We start from the raw sequence: 19,666 nt of genomic DNA on the forward strand, positions 1-19,666 counted from the left end.
GAGTAGAAAGACGCCCGGCAATCCTTCATGTTCCAAGAAACCGGATGCCAGTATCAGGAGCATGTGCGAGCTGCCGTGTACGTTCGAGCGTGCCCGATTGCCGGAACGCAGGCCTTGTCGCCTCAATCCCAGACGAGCACCAGTCGACCATTGGCAGGCACGCGATAGTCGATCCGATCCGGGGAATCGCGATCGGGAGCGATGGCAACGCCCGCTGCGGTGATCACTCGAATCTTGGGCAATTTGCGTCGTTTTTCCCGAATGATGCTCAGCCCCGCCGTACATGTCTCGCCGCCATCGAGCATCAACGTCAACGAACGCTCACCGGTTCGCTCCTTCGCGCGCAAGAAATTATCGCAATAGAGGCGAAATGGCGCCCCCTCAACCTTGTGGAAGGCCCGTGTCGCAAATATAAATGCTGCGCCCGCACCGTAAATTTCCTGCCCGACTTGGCCGGCCACTTGGCCGTCGGCATACAGATCCTCTAGCGGAAAGCTGAGCTTCGGATCGACATGCCCGTTACTCTCACGCTGCTTCGACGAGACTGCCTCGGGCGGAAGGGCATCTGGATAGTAATACCAGGCCCGATCAAGAGCATATTTGCAGTATTCAGCGACAAGCATTCGCGCGGCGGGCTCAAGGTCAGGTCCGCTGTCATCGAGATACCTCTCAAACGCCGCGAACGAGTCGAAGCACTCGTAGATCGCCATGTATGGCGCATCCTGCAGGCAGGTTACCGCCAGAAAATTACGATAGTGCGCGGCATGCCCGATCTCGCTCTCCCAGATCTCGCTGTTATGGAAGAAGCTGCCAAGATAAACATAACTTTGCTCGAGATAGACCTCCTGGGTCGTGATCCGCCACAGCCTCATGCACGCTGCGGCACCCCATGCGGTCAGATTGGCCTGGTAGTTGACATCGAAGCGCAGTCCCATTGCAGCATCGATCGCAGCGCGCGCTTCGTCGAGAAACCGCTTGTCGTCTGTCAGCTCGAACGCCTGCAGCATCACCGAGGCATAGACACCGCCTACATCCGTCTGGCCGCGCCCGTCTGCTGCCACGTCAGTGATTACCGAAAAGTCGGTCACCTTGTACTGGATTGGCCAGCGATAGTTGAAATGCCGGGCAGCCTTGATCGCGTAATCGAGCGACTGGAGGAACAGGTGGCGGGCCACAGTGTCTCCGTCGAGCGCCAGATGACCAAGGTTCAGCAGCGGGTGGTAGAGGTACCAGCTGTCCACCGCGTCGGCGTCCTTGTCGCTTCCGACATTGGGAAGATAGCGCCGCAGCGTGCCGAGATTGCGGTCGTAGAATTTGCCAAGACCCGCCTTGAACTCCGCTTCTAGCGGGTGCGGTTTGCCAGTCCATTTCCCCCACTCATGAATTGCCTGAACGATCGACATCTGGACCATGATGTCAGGATATTCAGCAGCAGTGTATGGGTGGACGTAGCGATGCCCATAGTGCCGGATCGTCGCCTCGGGCGCGTTGTCGAGGTCACGCAACGTGCGTTCGGAGCGCATCATCCAGTCGCGATACTCGGTCTTGGGAGGATCAAGCAGCTGGTAGGCAACCCCGAGCATTTGGAGGAACTGGCGCGCAGACTCGCGCTCGTGCGGCGGTGCCTGGTGTCGAAAGACCAGTATCGCATCTGACAGAATGAACTGTTCGTCAGCAGGAAGGGGATGGGCCGAGTCCGCATCGGTCGGCTGGGATGTGGGAAGGAGATAGCCAAGTTCAGGCCAGACACCGCCGACTGCACCGTCCGGGGTTGTGTGCGTCGCGCGGTAATAGCCATTCATCGCGGTCAGGTTCTGGAAGTAGAGAACATTGCCAAACGCGGGGTCGTCGATGCGGAAGTAGAGCAAACCAGCATTGAGCCCACGCTGCATTGCTTCGATCGTCCCGAGCGCGCCGGTCGGATCGTCGTTGCAATCAAGTGGGTACAGGTCGCGCGGAATGAAGGGAACGAGGAGCGAAACCGCCGGCGTGAAGCGCGCCGTCACGCGCAGGTAACGCAATGCCTCGCCGCCAGTTGAAAAACTGATGACATGCGTCCCGGCGTCGGTTGTCACGCCAATCCGCGCGCGCTCCCCTTCCTCCGGGTCAAGAGGGGCGCAATCGAACGGCCCTGCGAGGATCGCGGCGCGCAGGGCAAGCCCGCCCCGGCCCTTGCGCCGACCGATCGCCCACAGCGAACCGTCCGTCGCGATGAGTTCGACTGTGAGGCCATCGAACGAAAATCGCTGGAGGCTCTGACGGTTCGCAGCGAGGGCACTGCGTAGCGCCAGCACATTGGCGCTCACACCGGGGACCTGAGCTGTCTCCGTTGTCCTGGTCATCGCCCGCACAAACTCCAAAACGTGCCGCGATGGCGCGAACACGGCTACGGCCCTCAAGTTCCATCGACAAAGGCACATTCGGCTATGAACCTGCGGCGCAGCGCCGCCCTGCTTGGCGTGCCGAGGCGGCGAAACGCGACGGGCCTCAAGCGGGTCCGGCGCGCGCGAGCGCTGCGCTCGCTATACCGTTTCGCCAGAGAATGCGGCACGAACGGAATCGCGTCGCAAGACCTCTGACGATGACAGATCACCCTGCGAAGTCTGGCATCGCGCTGGCATCTACCGTGGCGGGGTTCTCGCCCCCTGTCGCTGATCGCAGCCTGATGGCGCCCCGACGAGCCCCAGCAGCAATGACGCATGGCGCAGGTCGAGAGCGCGCTGCGTCCGTGCGCGCCTGCGGCCTTTTACCCCTGAGCGCCCGCTATTTCCTCCAGCAGAGATCGGACCCTCTCCAGGCGCTCGCCGGCTGACTCGGTCCGCTGTGCAAGCACAAAGCGACCGCCCCGATCCTCCATCGGACTCTCGACGGTCGGGAGTATCGCACCCGCGCGCGGCGTCAACGCGATTGCGGCCGGACCAGCATCGACGCGGGCAATTCCGATATCGCGCGCCAGCATCCTGACGCGCGCGATGTTCAGCAAGCGCTCGGCTTCCTCAGGCAGCGCGCCGAAGCGATCCTCGATCTCCAACTCGAACGCGTCCACGCTCGCCGCGTTGCCAGTCCGGGCCAGTCGGCCGTACAACCCGATCCTCGTATCGACCTCCGGAATCCATGGCTCAGGGAGCCGACCGGCGATGCCGAGCTTCAGGTCAGGCGTCCAATGATCGATCGTCTCACCCCGGGCCGTGCGGAGCGCACTGCCGAGCAGATGCTGATAGAGATCCAGGCCAATCAGTTTCATATGGCCAGCCTGCGCGTCGCCGAGCAAGTCGCCCGCGCCGCGCAGATCGAGATCCCGCGCGCTGATCGCGAAGCCCGCGCCGAGCCGGTCGAACGCCTGGAGCGTTCGCAGGCGCTTGAGCGTTGCATCTGCGATCGCCGCACCCGGGTCAGTCAGGAGCAGGATCTGCCCCCGTCGCCCCCCGCGACCGACGCGTCCGCGCAGCTGGTGCAACTGGGACAAACCAAAGCGATCAGCACGCCACACGATCATCGTGTTGGCGCGCGGCACGTCCAGCCCGGCTTCGATGATATTGGTGGCAAGGAGGACATCTCCGGCGCCGCCGGCAAACCCGACCAGGGCGGAGTCGATCTCAGCGGCAGGCATCTTGCCGTGCGCCTGAACCATGCGCAGGTCGGGCACCAGGGCCGCCAGCTTCTCCGCGATCGGTGCCATGTCCTCGATCCGCGAGACCACCACGAAACTTTGTCCGCCGCGGCCTTTTTCGCGCATCAGCGCGGTCCGCACCGTGGCGGGATCGAACGCGCCGATGCTTGTGCGAATAGGCTGGCGGCGAGCAGGGGGCGTGGCGATCACCGACACCTGCTGCAGTCCGACCAAAGCGGTCTGGAGCGTGCGCGGGATCGGCGTCGCCGTCAGTGTCAGGATGTGGCAGTCGGCCGACAGTCCGCGCAGCCGTGCTTTGTCGGCTGCGCCAAAGCGCTGCTCCTCGTCAATCACCACTAGCGCTAGATCGAAATAGTCTGCGCTGGCGACGGCGCCGGTACCGATGACGACGTGAACTGTGCCGTTCTTCAGCCCGGCCTTTACCGCCTTTTTTTCCGTCGCGGTCGACAGGCGCGACAGGCCGGCAACGACAATATCTGTGCCTTCGAAGCGGCGGCTGAAGCTCTCGAGATGCTGGCGGACCAGCACGGTCGTCGGTGCAGCGAGGATGGACTGCTTTCCTGCCAGTGCAGCGAGCGCGACAGCGCGCATCGCCACCTCGGTCTTCCCATACCCCACATCGCCGACGACAAGTCGGTCCATCGGTCTGCCCGATGCGAGATCGGCGCGGACCGCCGCGATCGCGCGCGCCTGGTCGGGGGTCTCTGTAAAGGGGAAGCCGGAGGCAAACCGCTCATAGCCCGCCGCGTCCGGTGCCAACGCGGGCGCAGCGCGCCCGCTGCGCTGTGACGCGAGGGCGGTCAGGTCACGCGCACTCTCAGCAATGGCGAGATCGATTGCACCGCGTCTTTTCGCCCAGCTCGACCCGTCGAGCTTGTCGAGCGTGACGGCCTCCGCATCGGCCCCGTAGCGCCATAACCGGTCGGCGTCGTCGACCGGCATGAGTCGCCTGCTTCCACCCGCATATTCGAGCACGACTGCATCCCCCAGATCTTCGCCATCGACCTGGATCGGTTCGAGCCCGCTCACCTTGCCGATCCCGAATTCCTCATGCACGACGACGTCGCCCAGACGGATTTCGCCGCTCTGGCCGCGCAACGCATCCAGGCCGTTCGAGGAAGCCTCCCAGACGAGCGCCCGGCTTCCCAAGAGATCGGTGGCGGATACAGCCAGCAAACCGGTAGCGGTCCAGCCTCGGTCGATCGGCATTGCCAGAAGGCCGCATGTGCCGGGCGCTACCGCCGCCAGATCGGTCCACCGCGCCAACGACTCGACCTCGTGACCCAGCGCCCTGGCAAGTCGGGGACTGAGGAAGCGGAGATCGCGTTCCGCGCCCAGCACTATGACGCGCCCGCCGGTCGCGAACATGGCGTCGGCCGCGCGCGCGAAGGCGCGCAGGGGCATCTTGCCTTCCACGAATCTGGGAGCCTCGGCAACGGCTAGAGCATCGAGGTCGATGATCGAGTGCCCGGCAACCGCGCTGTCCCACGCCACGCGATCGATGACCGAACAGGCGCGTCCAGTACCCGCCGGATCGCGCGCCAGCGCAATGAATCGATCGCGGCGCTTTTCCGCGTCGGGATCGGCGGCGATCGCTGCCCCGGGCAGATGGTCGAAGACCGACGCCCGGCCCTCGCTCGGCGGCGGTTCAGTGACCCGGCCGATCTCGAGCGTATCAAGCGTGTCGCTGCCGAGCTGCGTGGCCGGGTCGTACGCGCGGATCGCGACGATTCGACCATCGTCGATTTCGATGCGGGCCGGAAGCGTCGCGTCGGCCGGGAACAGGTCGATCACTTGCCCGCGTACCGCCATCTCGCCTGGCTCATCGACGCGGTCGTCGGCGAAATAGCCAATTTCCTCGAGCGTCGCAGTGAAGGAGTCCGCGTCGATCATGTCGCCGATCGTTAGTGCGGGGGGAATTGCATCGAAGCCGGCGGGCGGCGCAACCGCACTGGCTGCGGCTTCCGCCGTCGTGATCAACGCGATGGTCCTTTCACCATCGAAGGTGAGTTGGCGGATCCGCCGCAACGCTGCGACGCGGCGGCCAATGTTGGCGGGCGAGGCGGGCGCAGACTCGCCTGGCAGTGCGTCGCTGGAGGGGTAATGCACGACGTCAGAGTCGGGGGCGGCGCGTTGCAGTGCCATTGCAACAGCCTCGGCACGCTGTTCGTCGGAAGCAACGAATATGACATTGCCGGCCGCGAGCGCCTCCGCCATCGACGCCGCAACCGCACCGACCGGCATCAACGCGCGCTGTGCGGCGCTCGCCATCGGCGCACCTATCTCTGCAACATCAACGCGCATAGCCCCCCTTGCGCCGCGGACACGGCAGATCGCCGGCAACCGCTTCGCTGGCACCGGCCCACAACAGCGGCGCGAACGCTTGGTTCCCGAAGCCGAGGAACGGCGCTAAATTCAAGACAACTCTCTGAGTGAGCGCGATAAATGGTCCGCGGGCGGCCGGAGATTAGCAACCGCGTGCCGGTGCACCAATCGTGGAGACACCCTGAACGGCGCAGCTGGAACCGCCGGCCGTGAAAGATGCTGACCAATTTCGCCTGGGCCGGGCTAGAGCGCTGCAGGTGTTGCGGGCGCTTTAGCGCATCAGGCCGGCAGCCCGAAGCGCGTCCTCGATAATCTTTCCGACATCTGAGGGCGAAGATGCGCCTTTCGAGGCAAGCCTCTCTCCTGTCGCAGCGGCGGAGAAGCGGTGCGAGAGTGGGAGCGAAGCAGATATCGTCCCCGAAGGCGGACCCGGGCGGTTCGTCCCGGTGCCCTCTGCCTCTTCAGAACCATCGGCGCTCAAGTCGGACAGCCCCCAGAAGTGCGCGATGCGCCGTGTCGAGGAAATGCCAGCCTCGAGCATATGCGGACCCACCTTACCGCAAGCCTCGTTTCCCGCCGCAGCAACCGGGGTGCCATGGCCCATGCCCGTTATGCGATAATCTTCGATCACGACGCGGCCGCCCTCCTGCCATGTGCGGCGCGCGTGTCCGGCCACGCGCTCGGCGACGTCCGGTGTACTCAAGACGCCGTGCACCGCCCGCCACTGGGTCAGGATCGCATCGGCATTGGAAGGCGCAACGACATGATCAGCGCTGCCATGCCATATCGAGACGGTTGGCCATGGACCGCGGTGCGATGAGGCGTCACGGATCGCGGCGGCCAGCGCGTTGTCGCCCGGGCTGCCTTGCCCGCGCATTCGCTCCAGTGCCTGCGGAATGTTCGAAGCCGAGCCGAATGGCAGTCCGGCGATGATCGCGCCTCCGGCAAAGAGGTCGGGATAAGTGGCGAGCATGACGGACGTCATCGCGCCACCGGCCGACAAGCCGGTCACGAAGCTCCGCGAGCGGTCCAGACCATGATGCAGGATCATGTGTTCCATCATCTCGACGATCGAGAGCGGTTCGCCCGCTCCGCGACGGCTGTCTGCCGGCTCGAACCAATTGAAACACAAATTCGGGTTGTTGGCGCGACGCTGCTCGGGAAAAAGCACGGCGAAGCCATGTTGGTCGGCGAGGTCCGACCAGCCGGACCCGAGGTCATAGCTGGTGGCATTTTGTGTGCACCCGTGCAGCACGACGACCAGCGGAGCGCAAGGAGCAAGGTGATCTGGCACATGGTACCAGGCGGCAAGGTTACCCGGGTTCGAGCCAAAGTCCCTGAGCTCGGTCAACCGCCCGCCGGGCACGCCCGTGGAACCCACCGGTTGGGCGCGAACGGCGGCGAGCCGGGCAATGGTATCGGAGATGGCGCGCATCGGGGACTCCAGCGGCCGGGGACGAATGTAGCCGCGTGCACAACAACGAGAAGCGCCGGCGCTTAGTTGCTGCGTTGCACCAATTATCTTCCGCCGACATGTGACGTCGAGGATGCAGACGCCCGACTCATATAGGGACGCGAGTCAAAGGCCCTCCCCCCGCGACCTCGCCTTACCAGCGACAGGCTTGCGACGCCCCTGCCTTCGTGACGCTGGCGGGTCATCGGCCTCTCACCGTCGCGCTGGTTAGAGCCTGTCTCGCGGCCGCGCGCCACGTCTCTTCGCTTCAGACCTGGACTGACCGTGTTGCGCTAGTCCATCGAGCGCCGTTGGCCGACCGAAACAGCATTTTCTGTCAGAGACTTGCGCTGCCTACTTGTTCCATTGGCTGTTTACCTGAGCGCCCAAGTCGACCACATACCGACGATGGTTGGCACTGCTCGCGAAGTAACATGATGCGCTTGAGTCACGCGATGACCATATCCGGCACGCACGATCACTATCTGGTCGTTCTCTCGGTAGCGGTCGCGATCTTCGCTTCCTATACCGCGCTGACGCTTGCCCGCCGTATCCACGCCTCTCAGGGACGGGCACGGCTCGCCTGGCTCGCCGCAGCCGCGATCGCGCTCGGCGGTGGAATCTGGTCGATGCATTTCGTCGCCATGCTCTCCTTCAGCATGCCGCGCATGCCAATGGCGTACGATCCGACAATGACCCTCGTTTCGCTGGCCCTCGCGGTCGGGTTCACGGGGGCTGGACTAGCCAGTTTCAACTGGCAGCGCGCTTCCTGGCCGCGAATAGCCATCGCGGGCCTGTTGATCGCGACAGGTGTGGTCGCGATGCACTATCTTGGCATGGCCGCGATGCGAATGCCGGCTTCTCTGAGCTATGACTGGCGTTGGGTGGTCGTATCGGTGATCATTGCGGTCGTGGCCGCGACGAGCGCCATCTGGCTGGTTTCGCGTGATCGGCAGACGCGCTGGCAACTGCTCGCAGCGGTGATCATGGGAGCGGCAATCGCCGGCATGCACTATGCCGGTATGGCCGCTGCAATATTCACGATGAATGTCCCGGTCGATGCCTTGAAAGGTGCGGCGAGTTTCAGCCAAACCAGCCTCGCGATCTCCGTCACGATCATCACTGTGCTGATCCTGATTTTGTCTCTGGGAGCTGCGCAGCTCGACCGGATGTTCGTTCGCGCAGCGCGGCGCGAGGCGCGCAGCACGCTGCGTTTGAAAGTCGCCGATATCTTGCGCGGCTCACGGGCCGAAGATGCGCTGACCGAGGTTGCCGAATTGTTGTGCACGCACTTCGGGGTCTCCCGAGCGGGGTTGGGCGAACTGGACCCCGTCGCCGATGAATTTGAATACCGGATCTGCTGGACGGACGGCAGCGTGCCGCCGTTGAACGGTCGTTTTCCTGCGGCAGCCTTCGGGGTCAAGATTGTTGCCGCGCTCAGCGCTGGGGAGACGGTGGTCATCGACGACCTCTTCGCGACGGCCATCAGCGATGAGGCGCGCACGCTTGAGACCGCGCGCAACGTCGATACACGATCGATCCTGGTTGTCCCGTTCGTTCGCGACGGTCGATTGCGAACGATCGTGTACCTCAATGGTCGCGAGCCGCGGGCGTGGCGAGCAGACGACATCAGCTTCATGGAAGAAATCGCCGAGCGGATCCGGCTCGTCACCGAGCGGATCGCGGTGGAAGATCAGCTTCGCCAGCTTAACGCGGAGCTGGAAGTACGGGTCGAGGCGCGTACGCTGGAGTTGCAGCGCGCCGAAGGCGCACGACGCGAAGTCGATGCGCTCTACCGGGCCTATTTCGAGAATACACCCGACTCCTTGTTTGTCATCGCAGTCACGAATGACCGGAGGTTTGTCGTTGAGCAGATCAACCCCGCGCACGCGCGCGATGTCGGCTTTGCGCTTGAGGACGTTCAGGGACGATCTGTCGAAACAATCCTGCCGCCCGGCGCCGTCCAACGGGTGCTCGAAAGCTATCGGCGCGTCGTCGAAACGGGTGAAGTCGATCACCGCCGCGACTTTTTCGAGTTGATCGGTGGACAGCAACACTGGGATACAACACTGGTGCCGCTGACGGGACCTGATGGCCGCGTTACGAAGATTATCGGTTCGAGCCGAAATGTGACGGCGCAGGTCACTGCCGAAGAAGCGTTGCGCCAGTCGCAGAAACTAGAGGCGATGGGTCAATTGACCGGCGGGGTGGCGCATGATTTCAACAACCTCCTCACCCCGATCCTGGGAGCGCTGGATCGGCTGCACCACAAGGGCCTGGGCGACGCGCGAGATCAGCGGCTCATCGCTGGCGCGCTTCAGTCCGCCGACCGCGCGAAGACGCTCGTCCATCGCCTGCTTTCCTTCGCCCGACGGCAACCGCTCCGTCCCGAAGCGGTCAATCTGTCCGATCTCGCGAGCGACATGCTCGACCTTGTGAAAACAACGGTCGGTCCGAGGGTGAAAGTCGATCTTGAAGCACCATCTGATGTTCCGTCCGCGCGGGCAGATGCGAACCAGATCGAAATGGCGCTGCTCAATCTGAGCGTCAACGCGCGCGATGCGATGCCCGAGGGAGGGACGCTGCGGATTTCAGTTGGACGGGCCATTGATCGATCTGATCGTCCTGGCACGCTTCCGCATGACGCGTTTGTGTTCCTGTGCGTGCGCGACACCGGCATCGGCATGGACGAGGAAACTCGCCAGCGCGCGATTGAACCCTTCTTCTCGACGAAGGGGATCGGAAAAGGGACCGGGCTCGGTCTGTCGATGGCGCACGGGCTTGCTGCTCAACTCGGTGGAGCGCTGTCGATTGACAGCCGACCTGGAGCGGGCACCGAGATTTGCCTCTGGCTGCCTCAAAGTGAAGCGACTGCAACAGCACCGCGGCAAGAGCCACGCGTTGCGAACATCCTACGTGGCGGCCGCGTCCTGCTGGTCGATGACGAGGATGAAGTCAGGGAGTCGACCGCTCAAATGCTGGAAGATCTCAACTTCGAATTGACGATCGCGGTGTCCGGAGTCGAGGCGTGGGAGATGATCCGGAACGGCTTCTCGCCCGACTTCCTGATTACCGACCACCTGATGCCTGAGATGAGTGGCTGCCAGCTCGCGCTCGCTACGCGAGAAGTCAGTCCTTCGACAAGAATACTGGTCATTTCGGGGTATACCGAAGGAGATGGAATTGACCCTTCGCTCCTGCTGCTTGCCAAGCCATTCGCGAAAGCCGATCTTGCCCTCGCCCTGGATAAACTGAATGCCGAGATCCCCGGTAATACTTGATAGACAGACTCCGGCGGAGGGGTTCGGGGATCACAATCACGGTTCGAACTGAACAGGGTGACGGGCGGGCGTGAGTGATGATGTCGCGCCAGTGGGGGTACCCGATCATCCACCGTCTCGAGCTTTGTCTTCGCAATTGAGCTGTTCGGCAGAGGTGCGCCCTACCCAACGCGGGGGCCTGTCTCTACAGAGTGCCAGTGGCAAGTTCACTACCTGAACTGGCTACGGAAGCGTAAGCCTTGTACGCTTTGATCTCAATCGCCGACAATCGGTTACCAACATCTCTTATGGTACCAGTTCGTCGTTGATTCCCCCTGGAGTGAGAACCTATGGCGATGCCCGTAGCGGAAGTACGCGCGCTTGATGATCCCGAACGTTTATCGGAAATTTGGATTCGAACTGAAGGCCTAATCACCGCCTCAATGGATGGCGAAACGCTAATGCTCGACGCAGAGACGGGCGTATATTACGGGCTTGACCCTGTCGGGGCCCGGATATGGGAGTATCTGGCTTCGCCGGTGACAATCCCTGACTTAGTAAGACGGCTTGAAGAACTTTACGAAGTCGACACCGAACGTTGCATCCGTGAGGTTGCGAACCTCATCGAGCAGCTTTCCGTTCGAAAAATGATCCGGATGATCGATGCTTAGCTCGAGCCCGGGTGTCCGAATAACCGGGGGCCGCCGCCGCGCATGACAACCTATGTCTATCGCGTGTTCGGTCTCACGCTCAGCTCTGAGATTGAGCTTCCTGAACTCCGCCCCTCACACCCGGATACGCAGCCCGACTTCACCGTCCGTTGGGGACACGTGCCTCGTGTTGCCACCACGAAAGATCCGTATGGATTATCGGTCACCGAGACGGGAGCAACCGTTTCGGTCACCTCGGTAGCTCGATTTCATGTGTCCGGCGGCTCCGATATCCGTGTCGATCCCGATCCCGCTGCAGACGAGGTCACAATCCGCCTGTTTCTCATGGGCACAGCGATGGGGGCGCTATTCTGCCAGCGCAGGATGTTCCCGCTGCACGCCAACGCGATCGTATTCGATGGTCAGGCGGTTGCGTTCGCCGGGCCGTCACGGGCAGGAAAATCGACGCTGGCCGCTGCATTTCTGGACCGAGGGCACGCGGTTCTGAGCGACGACATCTGCGTGATCAACAGCAGCATCGACGGGGTGTTCGTCGCCCAGCCGGGGATTCCACGCGTGCGCTTGTGGAGCGATGCAGTCGAACGCTCCGGCCGCGATGCTCTTACCTTGACGCGCGTGCGGAGCGGTATGGACAAGTACGTCGTGCCGACCCGCGCGGCCCAGCCTGAACGGGCCTTGCCTCTAGAGGCGATCTTCGTGCTGGGTTCAAACGGGACTGAGGTCCGCGCGCGCGCGCTGCACGGGTTCAGCGCGATCGAGGCGCTCGCCGCCAATACCTATCGCGCGAGTTTCCTGCCGATGATCGGCGATCCATCCGTCCATTTTGAGACGTGCCTGAAGCTCGCACAGCATGTTCCGATCTTAGAGCTTCAGCGCCCCTGGGACAGCGACCGAATCGGTGAAATGGCTGATCAGATCGTCGCGCAACTCGCCGCGCTTCGGTAACCCTGCGGACAAAGGCCGCAGCGCTGACCTCACCGGTTCGCTCCGCTCGCCCGACGAATAAAGTGACCGGCGGAAATTCCGCGCAGCAGCGCGTGGCGATAGTGCGCGAAAACCTCAGGGTCTCGCCAATCGCTCGGGTTCTCGTTGAGAATCCGACGTAGCCGGTCGATGCCCACCATCCTTGCCGCCTCCTCATGATCGGCAATCGCATCAAGCTGATCGTGCAGCCAGTCTCGATGCGCCGCGACCTGCTCGAACCAGTCGGCCGATTGGAGTCCCTTGCGACGCTCGGTCAACGCCTCGGGCGCGATCCAGCCAACGGCTGCAGCCTTAATCAACGCACGTTCGACGCCGCTCTTGCGGAACATTGCGAGCGGGACCGAGGCGACGTAGTCCATCAGGTCGCGATCGGTGCTGGGGTCACGGATGTCGATCCCCCATCTGCCCCATGTTCCCTTATGCATACTGCCGCGGTCGGCACGTGCGACCGATCGCATGAGAATATCGCGATAGGTCGGTTCAAGGACGATGTCGGCAAATGGCTCATCTCCGGGGAAATAGGCCCAGCTCTTCCCCGCCTGCCCCGGCCTGAAGCGACGCTTGAGAGAGTCGCGGGCCATGCGCGCAAAGGCGCGCGCGACGCCGATCGGCGCGTGAAGTTCCCCCAGAATGTTCTTCGCGAGTTGACCCCAGTCGTCCTGTGCCATCGGGTCCGAGAAGATATGTTCGCCGCCATAGCTCAATGCGAGATTTCCAAGCGTCGCGGGCATCAATACGCGCAACCCGCGGGCCTGAGCAGCTTCGTTGATCTGCTCGCTCCAGCCCAGGTTGCAGATATTGGTTGTCGGGGCCTGCCAATATTCAAAGACAGTTTCGATCGCCGAGGTCGCCCAGTCAGGGCCTGGGCGTACAACTACATGTTCGACATTGGAATGAAGTCGGGCGGTCGCCGCCGCGAGCGGCGTTTCATCCTCGATGCGGGTTTCGTTGTGCGCGGCGAACCCTTCTCGCGGTCCGGCGGTAAATGCAATGACGCGCCCGCGATCACGAAGAACGCTCGCTGCGGCGCCAGTGACAGCGCCGCTATCGAGCCCCCCGCTCAAATGCGTGGCAACGTCCAATTCTCCGCGCAGTCGTCGCGAAATCGCCCGTTCGACCTGTTCCCTCAGGCCTTCCGCATAGTCGTCGAAGCTTCCGCCGCGCTTTCGCAGTTCAGGCGGGAACCAGTAGCGCTCCTGCTTCAGGCCATTAGAATCGAGATAGCCGAGATGACCGGGAAGCACCCTACCGATGCCGTCCCAGAAACTCGCGGCATCGAACATGCCGCCCTGGCGGATTGCATTGGTGATGAACACGGTGTCCGCCCGGCGCGGAACAGTCTCAATCGCGTGGAGCGCGCGCGGCATGGATGCGAGCGCAACGACGCCATCGCGCGCGTGAAAAAAGAGGGGCGCACAACCGGCCGGATCGCGTGCGACGATAAACCGGCGATCAGTTCGATCCCAGATTGCGATCGCAAAATCGCCGCGCAGACGGTCGAAACTCGCAACGCCCCATGCCTCAAAGGCATGTGCGACGATCCCGGCGTCGCTCAGTCGCGATGCCGCACTGCCAAGGGAGAGAGCCGCGATCAGGTCCGAACGATTGTCGATCCGGCAATCTGCGACCAGCGTGTATCGCCCTCCGGCCAAGCCAATCGGCTGACGATCGAACCGGTCTTCCGGCGTGCGGTGCGCATAGACAACGCCCATTGCCGCGGCGTCCAGGTCGGCACGCGATTCGCCATCCGCGCCATAGATGCGTAGCCCCGCCAGCATCCGCCGACACAAATTGCTCAACGATCCCTGACCCGCAACCGCCGCGATCGAGGTCATCGCGATCCAGCCTTGTGGGGCATCCGACGCTCCACCGATTGCGTCATAAACCAAACCTCGCTCTTTCGACGTGATCGTTGCAAGGCATGGCTCAGCCCTTTTACTATTGAGATTGCAATTACTTTGTGTCCATAGCTGACAAGCAGCCGCCAATGGCGGATAGAATCAGCAGGATGATAAACATGTCCCAGAGCAGCCAGGTTCGCGATACCGCTTCGGAAAAAGAGGCATGGACTACCCCCGTGCTGCGGGAGCTGGATGTGCGCGAGACAGCAAATTTCACGAGCGTTCCGGGCTCGAATGACGGCCAGGTTGATTGCAGCTGAGGTCGGCCACGCCATTCAATCGCGACTGTTACAGCCTAGGATAGCCGATCGGAGACCCGGCCTAGCGGGGGCTCTAGCAGCCTCTCAATAGGGTCGCGCCGGTTTGGCTCGTCCAAGGGATATAGGCTGACACACGGCGCAGTCGCGATCCGCTGCGCATAGTCGCTGTCGCGGCGATGAGCCCGGTTATAGAAAATATCAAAGCTGGTGCGGTCTTCCCGCGTCAATCGTGGCAGCACATCCCGCTCATGTTCGGGAAGCGCTTCTGCCAGTCTGCGCTGGAGAACCGGCGCGCGGGCATCCTCGCTCATCTCGCTGGTCACCATTGTCGTGACCGGCGAAATCGCAAGTACACGCTCGGCGCCTAGATCGAGGCCCGCCTTGATCGCGGTGAAGCCCGGGGCGCATCGCCCGAAAGTCATGATCCGTTTCGTTCCGATCTGCGTTGCACAGAGCCGGATGCCATCGATCATCTCGTGATACCCGGCTCCGAACCGATCCGTGCCGGCAAGATGAAACAGGGCCCTGCTATCGTAGAGATAGAGAATGTTTGGAGGCGTAGCGCCCAGTAGCGCGTGGATCGCGTTTGCCGAAACACCGAACGTACCGCCAGGTTGCAGGAATACGACAAGCAGCGCGTCGGAGTCAGTGCGAATCAAGGCTGATCCCCGCTTCGGCGAGAACCAGCCCGGAAGGGTCGAAACCGTTCCGAATCTCTCTACCAGATCCAGCGCGACCAGTTGCACCCGCGCTTCCCATCCAAGGCGACGGTCGGCTAACAGGCGATCGAGCCCCGAACGCGCATCCGCTAGCTGTCCATCAGCCGAAAGATGAATGCTGGCCTGAAACAGTGTCGCTGGGGGCGTGGAGGTGTCGTCGATCACTGCCCGCGGGTCGGCAGCGACCTTGCCCCCCTCGCGTGATGGTTCGATCGATGCTTCGATCATTGGATCCCGCACCCCGCGTGCATGCGCGGTCGCTAGGATGTCTCCCTGTGCAACGAGGTCCCCCGAGAGGCGCGCGGCATTTGCACGGGCAAGCGGCCACAGGCTGGACTCGGGCATCGCGCATTCAAGCCGCCGCCATAGTCGGTCGGCGGCCGCCGCATCGCCGCGGGACCAGTGCAGCTGTGCGCGGTAGATTAGGGAAAAAAGCGCCAAGCTATGATCCGATCGCGCGCACGAAATGACAGCGCCGAACGCGCTGCGATGGTGCCGACCGAGGGCTCGGGCGACCAGCCCGAGCAGCACTCGATCGAGAAAATCCCGAATCCGGTGAACCATGATGGACGCTTATGTGGCCAGGCTATATGCTCGAGCTAGCTCAAAATTTCGGTATTACAAGCTGCTGGTCAGCATCGTTGAGAGGTTACACATCCGATGACCGATATCGAACAGCGCGTCCTCGCCCTGTTCCACGAGTTGTTTCAGGATCAGGGCATCGAATTGTACGCAGACTTTTATGATCTGGGTGGCGATTCGAACATGGCTGTGACCTTCGGCCTGATGCTGGAGGATGAATTCCGGATCGAAATCCCGCTCGACCTCTTGGAAGAGGTTACCAGCGCCGCAGGTCTGGCGGCGTGGATCGCGGATATGAAAGGCGGGCAACGCGCTGCATGACGATCCTTGCGGATCTTCAGCGATGGGCGGAGCATAAGCCGAACGCCTTGGCGGTCGCGATGCTCGACTCGCGCGGTGCAGTCTCGACCACCCTTAGCTATGGTGCGTTGTGGATCGAAGCGCAGCGCATTGCCGCATTGCTTGACTGCTCGGGGCTGCGCGGCCAACGCATCCTGCTTCCCGCAGAATCCTCGCCTGAATTTGCTGCTGCGCTACTTGGGGCGATGGGCGCATACGCGGTCCCGGTTCCTGTGCCGACCTCATCGCGCCCGCGCGCCCTCGAGCGCCTTCGCGCAATCGTGAAGACGGCCGAAGTCGCCCACGCATTGCGCCTGCCCGGTTCGCCTGCGCTCGCTGGAGCGCTTCCTGAGCTAGATTGGTTTGAACTTTGTGCCGATCGGGACCCGGGCGAGCACGCGCCGACATCGGTGCGGGGCCGTCACGATCCTGGGACACTCGCCTTGCTTCAATACACCTCTGGGTCGACGGCAGCGCCGAAAGGCGTGCGGGTCACTCACACCAACCTCGTTTCCAACCTCGCCATGCTGCGAACAGCGATGCAGGTCGATGAGAACAGCCGCGTCCTGACCTGGCTTCCCATGCATCACGACATGGGCCTGGTCGGACAGTTGCTCCTTGCAATCTCAAGTGGCGCGACGCTGTTCATGATGTCGCCACTCTCCTTCGTTCGACGCCCGGAATCCTGGATCCAAGCGGTTGGCGAGCACGCGGTGACCGTGAGCGGTGCACCCAACTTCGCCTATGACCTGGTGACCCGACGTGCAGACCGGGTGGCACGATCATGCGAGCTTTCAAACTGGCGGGTCGCCTTTTGCGGCGCGGAGAAAGTCCGGCCCGAAACGCTGCGCGCCTTTGCGAAGCGCTTCGCCACGAACGGGTTCGACCCCCTATCGCTGTTCCCCTGCTACGGCCTTGCCGAAGCAACGGTCTATGTGAGCGGCGGCCCCGCAAGGTCCGGACTTCTGGCGCGTGTTCGAGATGGTGCGGCACCCGAAGTCACCAGTTGCGGCACACCCGGTGCGCGTGTCGAGATCGTCGATCCCTTCAGCGCGCGGCCCGTCGCAGATGGCATCGAGGGCGAAATCTGGGTCAAGGGAGAGCATGTTGCCGAGGGATACGAGTCGATCGACGACGACCGCGACGTCTTCGCCGCTCAAATCCAGGGAGACGCCAGCGCCACCTATCTACGCACCGGCGATCTCGGTTTTCTACTCGAGGGCGAACTCTTCGTCACCGGCAGACTGAAGGATGTCATCGTCCATCACGGCGAGAACATTCACCCCGACGATATCGAAGTCGTGATCCGGATGAGCAGTCGCGGATACGGCGCGATGGGCGCCGCCTTTTCGATCGAGCGCGACGGCGAAGAGGCCGTGATCGCGTTGTTCGAGGTCGAACGTGGGACTTCGCGCGACGCCATGTCCGAGATGATCCGAGCGGGGATGATCGCAGTCGCCCAAACACACGGATTGCGGCTCAGTGACCTGGTACTTCTTCCGCCGGGGTCCATTTCGCGCACCACCAGTGGCAAGGTGCGCAGAACCGCATCGCGCGCCGAGTACCTGGCTGGACACCTCGAACCCCTACTGAGCTACCAAACCCGTCTGCACACGGACGGCGAGAAGTCAGTGCAAGCGTGAGTTGAGACCATGCCGTCAATTTACATCATCAATCCTGCAGCCGAGCATGCCAGCTATTACGGGTTCGAGGTCCTGGACGAGGCGGACGGCGGCTATGTGTCCGTGGCCGACCTGACCACGGCGACGCTGGCTGGTTTTGTCCCCGAGGGCTGGGAGATTCGCCTGACGGACGAGGCGATCTCGCCGGTCGATCTGGACGCGGAGGTCGATTTCGTCGCGATCACGGGCAAGGTGTCGCAGCGGGGGCGCATGATCGCGCTGGCGAAAGGGTTCAGGGCGCGCGGTCGAACGGTCCTGATTGGCGGCCCCTTCGCCTCACTCAGCCCTCAGGACATGCGCCCCCATGCAGACATTCTGGTCACCGGCGAGCTCGAGGAGATCGCCGACGAACTGTTTGCCGACCTCGCTGCGGGACGCTGGCGAGATCAATATAGCGGGGGATTTGCGGATATTCGCAAGTCGCCGCTTCCGCGCTGGGACTTGTATCCGGTTGATCGCGCGCAGTCCGGAGCGTTGCAGACCACGCGCGGATGCCCGTTCAACTGCGAATTTTGTGACGTAATTCAGTATCAGGGCCGCAAGCAGCGTCATAAGGACATTGATCAGATTCTTCGCGAACTCGATCAGCTCCATGCGGTCGGCTTTCGCAGCATCTTCATCGTCGATGATAATTTCACCGTTCATCGTAGCTGGGCGCGGGCTGTCTTGCTGGAACTGGCCGCGTGGAACGCCGCGCGCGGCGACGAGCGTGTGTCGTTCATCACGCAGGCGTCGCTGGATATCGCGCGCGACACCGAGATGCTCGATCTATGCCGCGAAGCGGGTTTCAAGATGTTCTTCATGGGTGTTGAGACGATCAACGAAGCGAGCTTGCGCGAAGCGGGAAAGCGCCAGAACCTCATCCAACCGATGCACCAGGCAATCGACGCGATCGTCGGACATGGCATCGGGGTGCACGCCGGCATTATCCTCGGTTTCGACCATGATAGTGTCGATACGTTCGAGGAGATGCGGCAATTCCTGCAGGATTCGCCTTTGCCGGAAGTCGCGGTCGGCGTGCTGACCGCGCCGCAGGGGACCGATCTCTATCGCCGCCTTGAACGCGAGGGGCGAATCGACGGGCCGATCTGGACAAGTGCGATTCAGGGTCCGTTTGCGACCAATATCGTTCCGGCGCTCATGCCGCGGGAGGATCTCGTCGCCCGCACTGTCGAACTCGCGCGATACTGCTTCGAACCAAAAGCCTTCGAGCAGCGAATCATGAACTTTTTGGCGAAGTTCCCAGCTAGTCACTTGTCCGTGCCACGTCGCACTGCACGCGCGCGAGACCCACGAAGCCACATGCTTCCCAAGATACTGCGATATATTTCGTCCCTTGGCGAAGCAGAAGAACTGATGGCTCGAACCGTGCTGAAAGCCGGAGCGCAGAAGCCCGGAGCCCTCCCAAGTATTCTATACTTTCTGAGCCACTACGCTCAGTCGCGATTCTATCTGGACATGGATCGCGGCCAGCTCGCGACACCTGCCATACTCCCCGCACCGGTTGACGCATGAGCTTGTCTGATGTGGGCGTTCAGATCGGTCTCCAGCGTCGCGGTGTGAGCCAGTTTCGTTTCGCGAATCAAGTGCGCCTTCGACGCTGTAGTCGATACGTTCGGCCTGAGGGCTCTCGAAGCGCTTCTCTAACTGGCGAAGATCGTTCACGCCGCCGATCTGGCACGAACCGATATCCCGGCCGATGCCGCTGGTCTCCTCGCGCCCTCGCTGCGACTGTTCTGGCTCTCCAGGGACGATCTCCAACAGCGTCAGGCAGGCATGCTGATGGGTGACACGCTTTATCCATGGTGCCGTGATGCAAGCGGTAACGGGCGTGCACAGACGACCAATTCTGCGCGGAG

11 protein-coding genes are annotated in these 19,666 nt (G+C 62.5%); 6 read left to right on the top strand and 5 right to left on the bottom strand.

Translation table 11 applies throughout. From position 1 onward, the window contains the following. Positions 1–122: 122 nt before the first annotated feature. The 3 genes from VGN66_RS17375 to VGN66_RS17385 all read right to left on the bottom strand — a co-directional run bounded on the left by VGN66_RS17375 (position 123) and on the right by VGN66_RS17385 (position 7,391). A complete protein-coding gene (locus VGN66_RS17375) occupies positions 123–2,306 on the bottom strand; it encodes a hypothetical protein (protein WP_327520033.1) in 2,184 nt (727 codons plus the stop codon). A gap of 440 nt (positions 2,307–2,746) precedes the next feature. After that, on the bottom strand, positions 2,747–5,875 hold the full coding sequence (locus tag VGN66_RS17380) for a TRCF domain-containing protein (RefSeq protein ID WP_414713228.1): 3,129 nt from the start codon (positions 5,873–5,875) through the stop codon (positions 2,747–2,749). Between the two features lie 352 nt (positions 5,876–6,227). Beyond that, the gene (locus tag VGN66_RS17385) at positions 6,228–7,391 is read right to left on the bottom strand and encodes a PHB depolymerase family esterase (protein ID WP_327520035.1); all 1,164 of its coding nucleotides are present in this window, start codon (positions 7,389–7,391) and stop codon (positions 6,228–6,230) included. A 452-nt stretch (positions 7,392–7,843) separates the two neighbouring features. Here VGN66_RS17385 and VGN66_RS17390 point away from each other — a divergent pair, with 452 nt between their 5' ends. The 3 genes from VGN66_RS17390 (at position 7,844) to VGN66_RS17400 (ending at position 12,285) form a co-directional block, all read left to right on the top strand. Then, positions 7,844–10,690: an MHYT domain-containing protein gene (locus VGN66_RS17390; RefSeq protein WP_327520036.1), complete on the top strand. Its 2,847-nt coding sequence runs from the start codon at positions 7,844–7,846 to the stop codon at positions 10,688–10,690. Positions 10,691–11,019: 329 nt separating this feature from the next. Next, positions 11,020–11,340 carry a PqqD family peptide modification chaperone gene (locus VGN66_RS17395; protein ID WP_327520037.1) on the top strand — a complete coding sequence of 107 codons (321 nt, stop codon included), beginning with the start codon at positions 11,020–11,022 and terminating at the stop codon, positions 11,338–11,340. Between the two features lie 42 nt (positions 11,341–11,382). After that, positions 11,383–12,285: a hypothetical protein gene (locus VGN66_RS17400; RefSeq protein WP_327520038.1), complete on the top strand. Its 903-nt coding sequence runs from the start codon at positions 11,383–11,385 to the stop codon at positions 12,283–12,285. Positions 12,286–12,314: 29 nt separating this feature from the next. Here VGN66_RS17400 and VGN66_RS17405 read toward each other — a convergent pair whose 3' ends face one another. Both VGN66_RS17405 and VGN66_RS17410 read right to left on the bottom strand, forming a co-directional pair. Beyond that, positions 12,315–14,159: an asparagine synthetase B family protein gene (locus tag VGN66_RS17405; protein ID WP_327520039.1), complete on the bottom strand. Its 1,845-nt coding sequence runs from the start codon at positions 14,157–14,159 to the stop codon at positions 12,315–12,317. A gap of 361 nt (positions 14,160–14,520) precedes the next feature. After that, positions 14,521–15,432, bottom strand: a complete 912-nt coding sequence (locus VGN66_RS17410; protein ID WP_327520040.1) for a hypothetical protein — start codon at positions 15,430–15,432, stop codon at positions 14,521–14,523. A 432-nt stretch (positions 15,433–15,864) separates the two neighbouring features. Between VGN66_RS17410 and VGN66_RS17415 the strand changes: the two genes are divergently transcribed. The 3 genes from VGN66_RS17415 to VGN66_RS17425 are packed head-to-tail and all read left to right on the top strand — an operon-like array spanning position 15,865 to position 19,322. After that, entirely contained in the window at positions 15,865–16,107 is a 243-nt protein-coding gene (locus VGN66_RS17415) for an acyl carrier protein (RefSeq protein ID WP_327520041.1), read from the top strand. Next, on the top strand, positions 16,104–17,768 hold the full coding sequence (locus VGN66_RS17420; protein ID WP_327520042.1) for a fatty acyl-AMP ligase: 1,665 nt from the start codon (positions 16,104–16,106) through the stop codon (positions 17,766–17,768). Before VGN66_RS17415 ends, VGN66_RS17420 begins: the two co-directional genes overlap by 4 nt. A gap of 9 nt (positions 17,769–17,777) precedes the next feature. Next, positions 17,778–19,322: a radical SAM protein gene (locus VGN66_RS17425; RefSeq protein WP_327520043.1), complete on the top strand. Its 1,545-nt coding sequence runs from the start codon at positions 17,778–17,780 to the stop codon at positions 19,320–19,322. Positions 19,323–19,666: the final 344 nt, after the last annotated feature.

The sequence above is a fragment of the Sphingomonas sp. genome (assembly GCF_035998645.1).
Taxonomy (GTDB): Bacteria; Pseudomonadota; Alphaproteobacteria; order Sphingomonadales; family Sphingomonadaceae; genus Sphingomonas.

Excerpts from the sequence above, each read along its gene's own strand:
- VGN66_RS17380 (WP_414713228.1), bottom strand. The coding sequence starts at position 5,875 with ATGCCGGTCGGTGCGGTTGCGGCGTCGATGGCGGAGGCGCTCGCGGCC.
- VGN66_RS17385 (WP_327520035.1), bottom strand. The coding sequence starts at position 7,391 with ATGCGCGCCATCTCCGATACCATTGCCCGGCTCGCCGCCGTTCGCGCC.
- VGN66_RS17390 (WP_327520036.1), top strand. The coding sequence starts at position 7,844 with ATGATGCGCTTGAGTCACGCGATGACCATATCCGGCACGCACGATCAC.
- VGN66_RS17395 (WP_327520037.1), top strand. The coding sequence starts at position 11,020 with ATGGCGATGCCCGTAGCGGAAGTACGCGCGCTTGATGATCCCGAACGT.
- VGN66_RS17400 (WP_327520038.1), top strand. The coding sequence starts at position 11,383 with ATGACAACCTATGTCTATCGCGTGTTCGGTCTCACGCTCAGCTCTGAG.
- VGN66_RS17405 (WP_327520039.1), bottom strand. The coding sequence starts at position 14,159 with ATGACCTCGATCGCGGCGGTTGCGGGTCAGGGATCGTTGAGCAATTTG.
- VGN66_RS17410 (WP_327520040.1), bottom strand. The coding sequence starts at position 15,432 with ATGATCGAAGCATCGATCGAACCATCACGCGAGGGGGGCAAGGTCGCT.
- VGN66_RS17415 (WP_327520041.1), top strand. The coding sequence starts at position 15,865 with ATGACCGATATCGAACAGCGCGTCCTCGCCCTGTTCCACGAGTTGTTT.
- VGN66_RS17420 (WP_327520042.1), top strand. The coding sequence starts at position 16,104 with ATGACGATCCTTGCGGATCTTCAGCGATGGGCGGAGCATAAGCCGAAC.
- VGN66_RS17425 (WP_327520043.1), top strand. The coding sequence starts at position 17,778 with ATGCCGTCAATTTACATCATCAATCCTGCAGCCGAGCATGCCAGCTAT.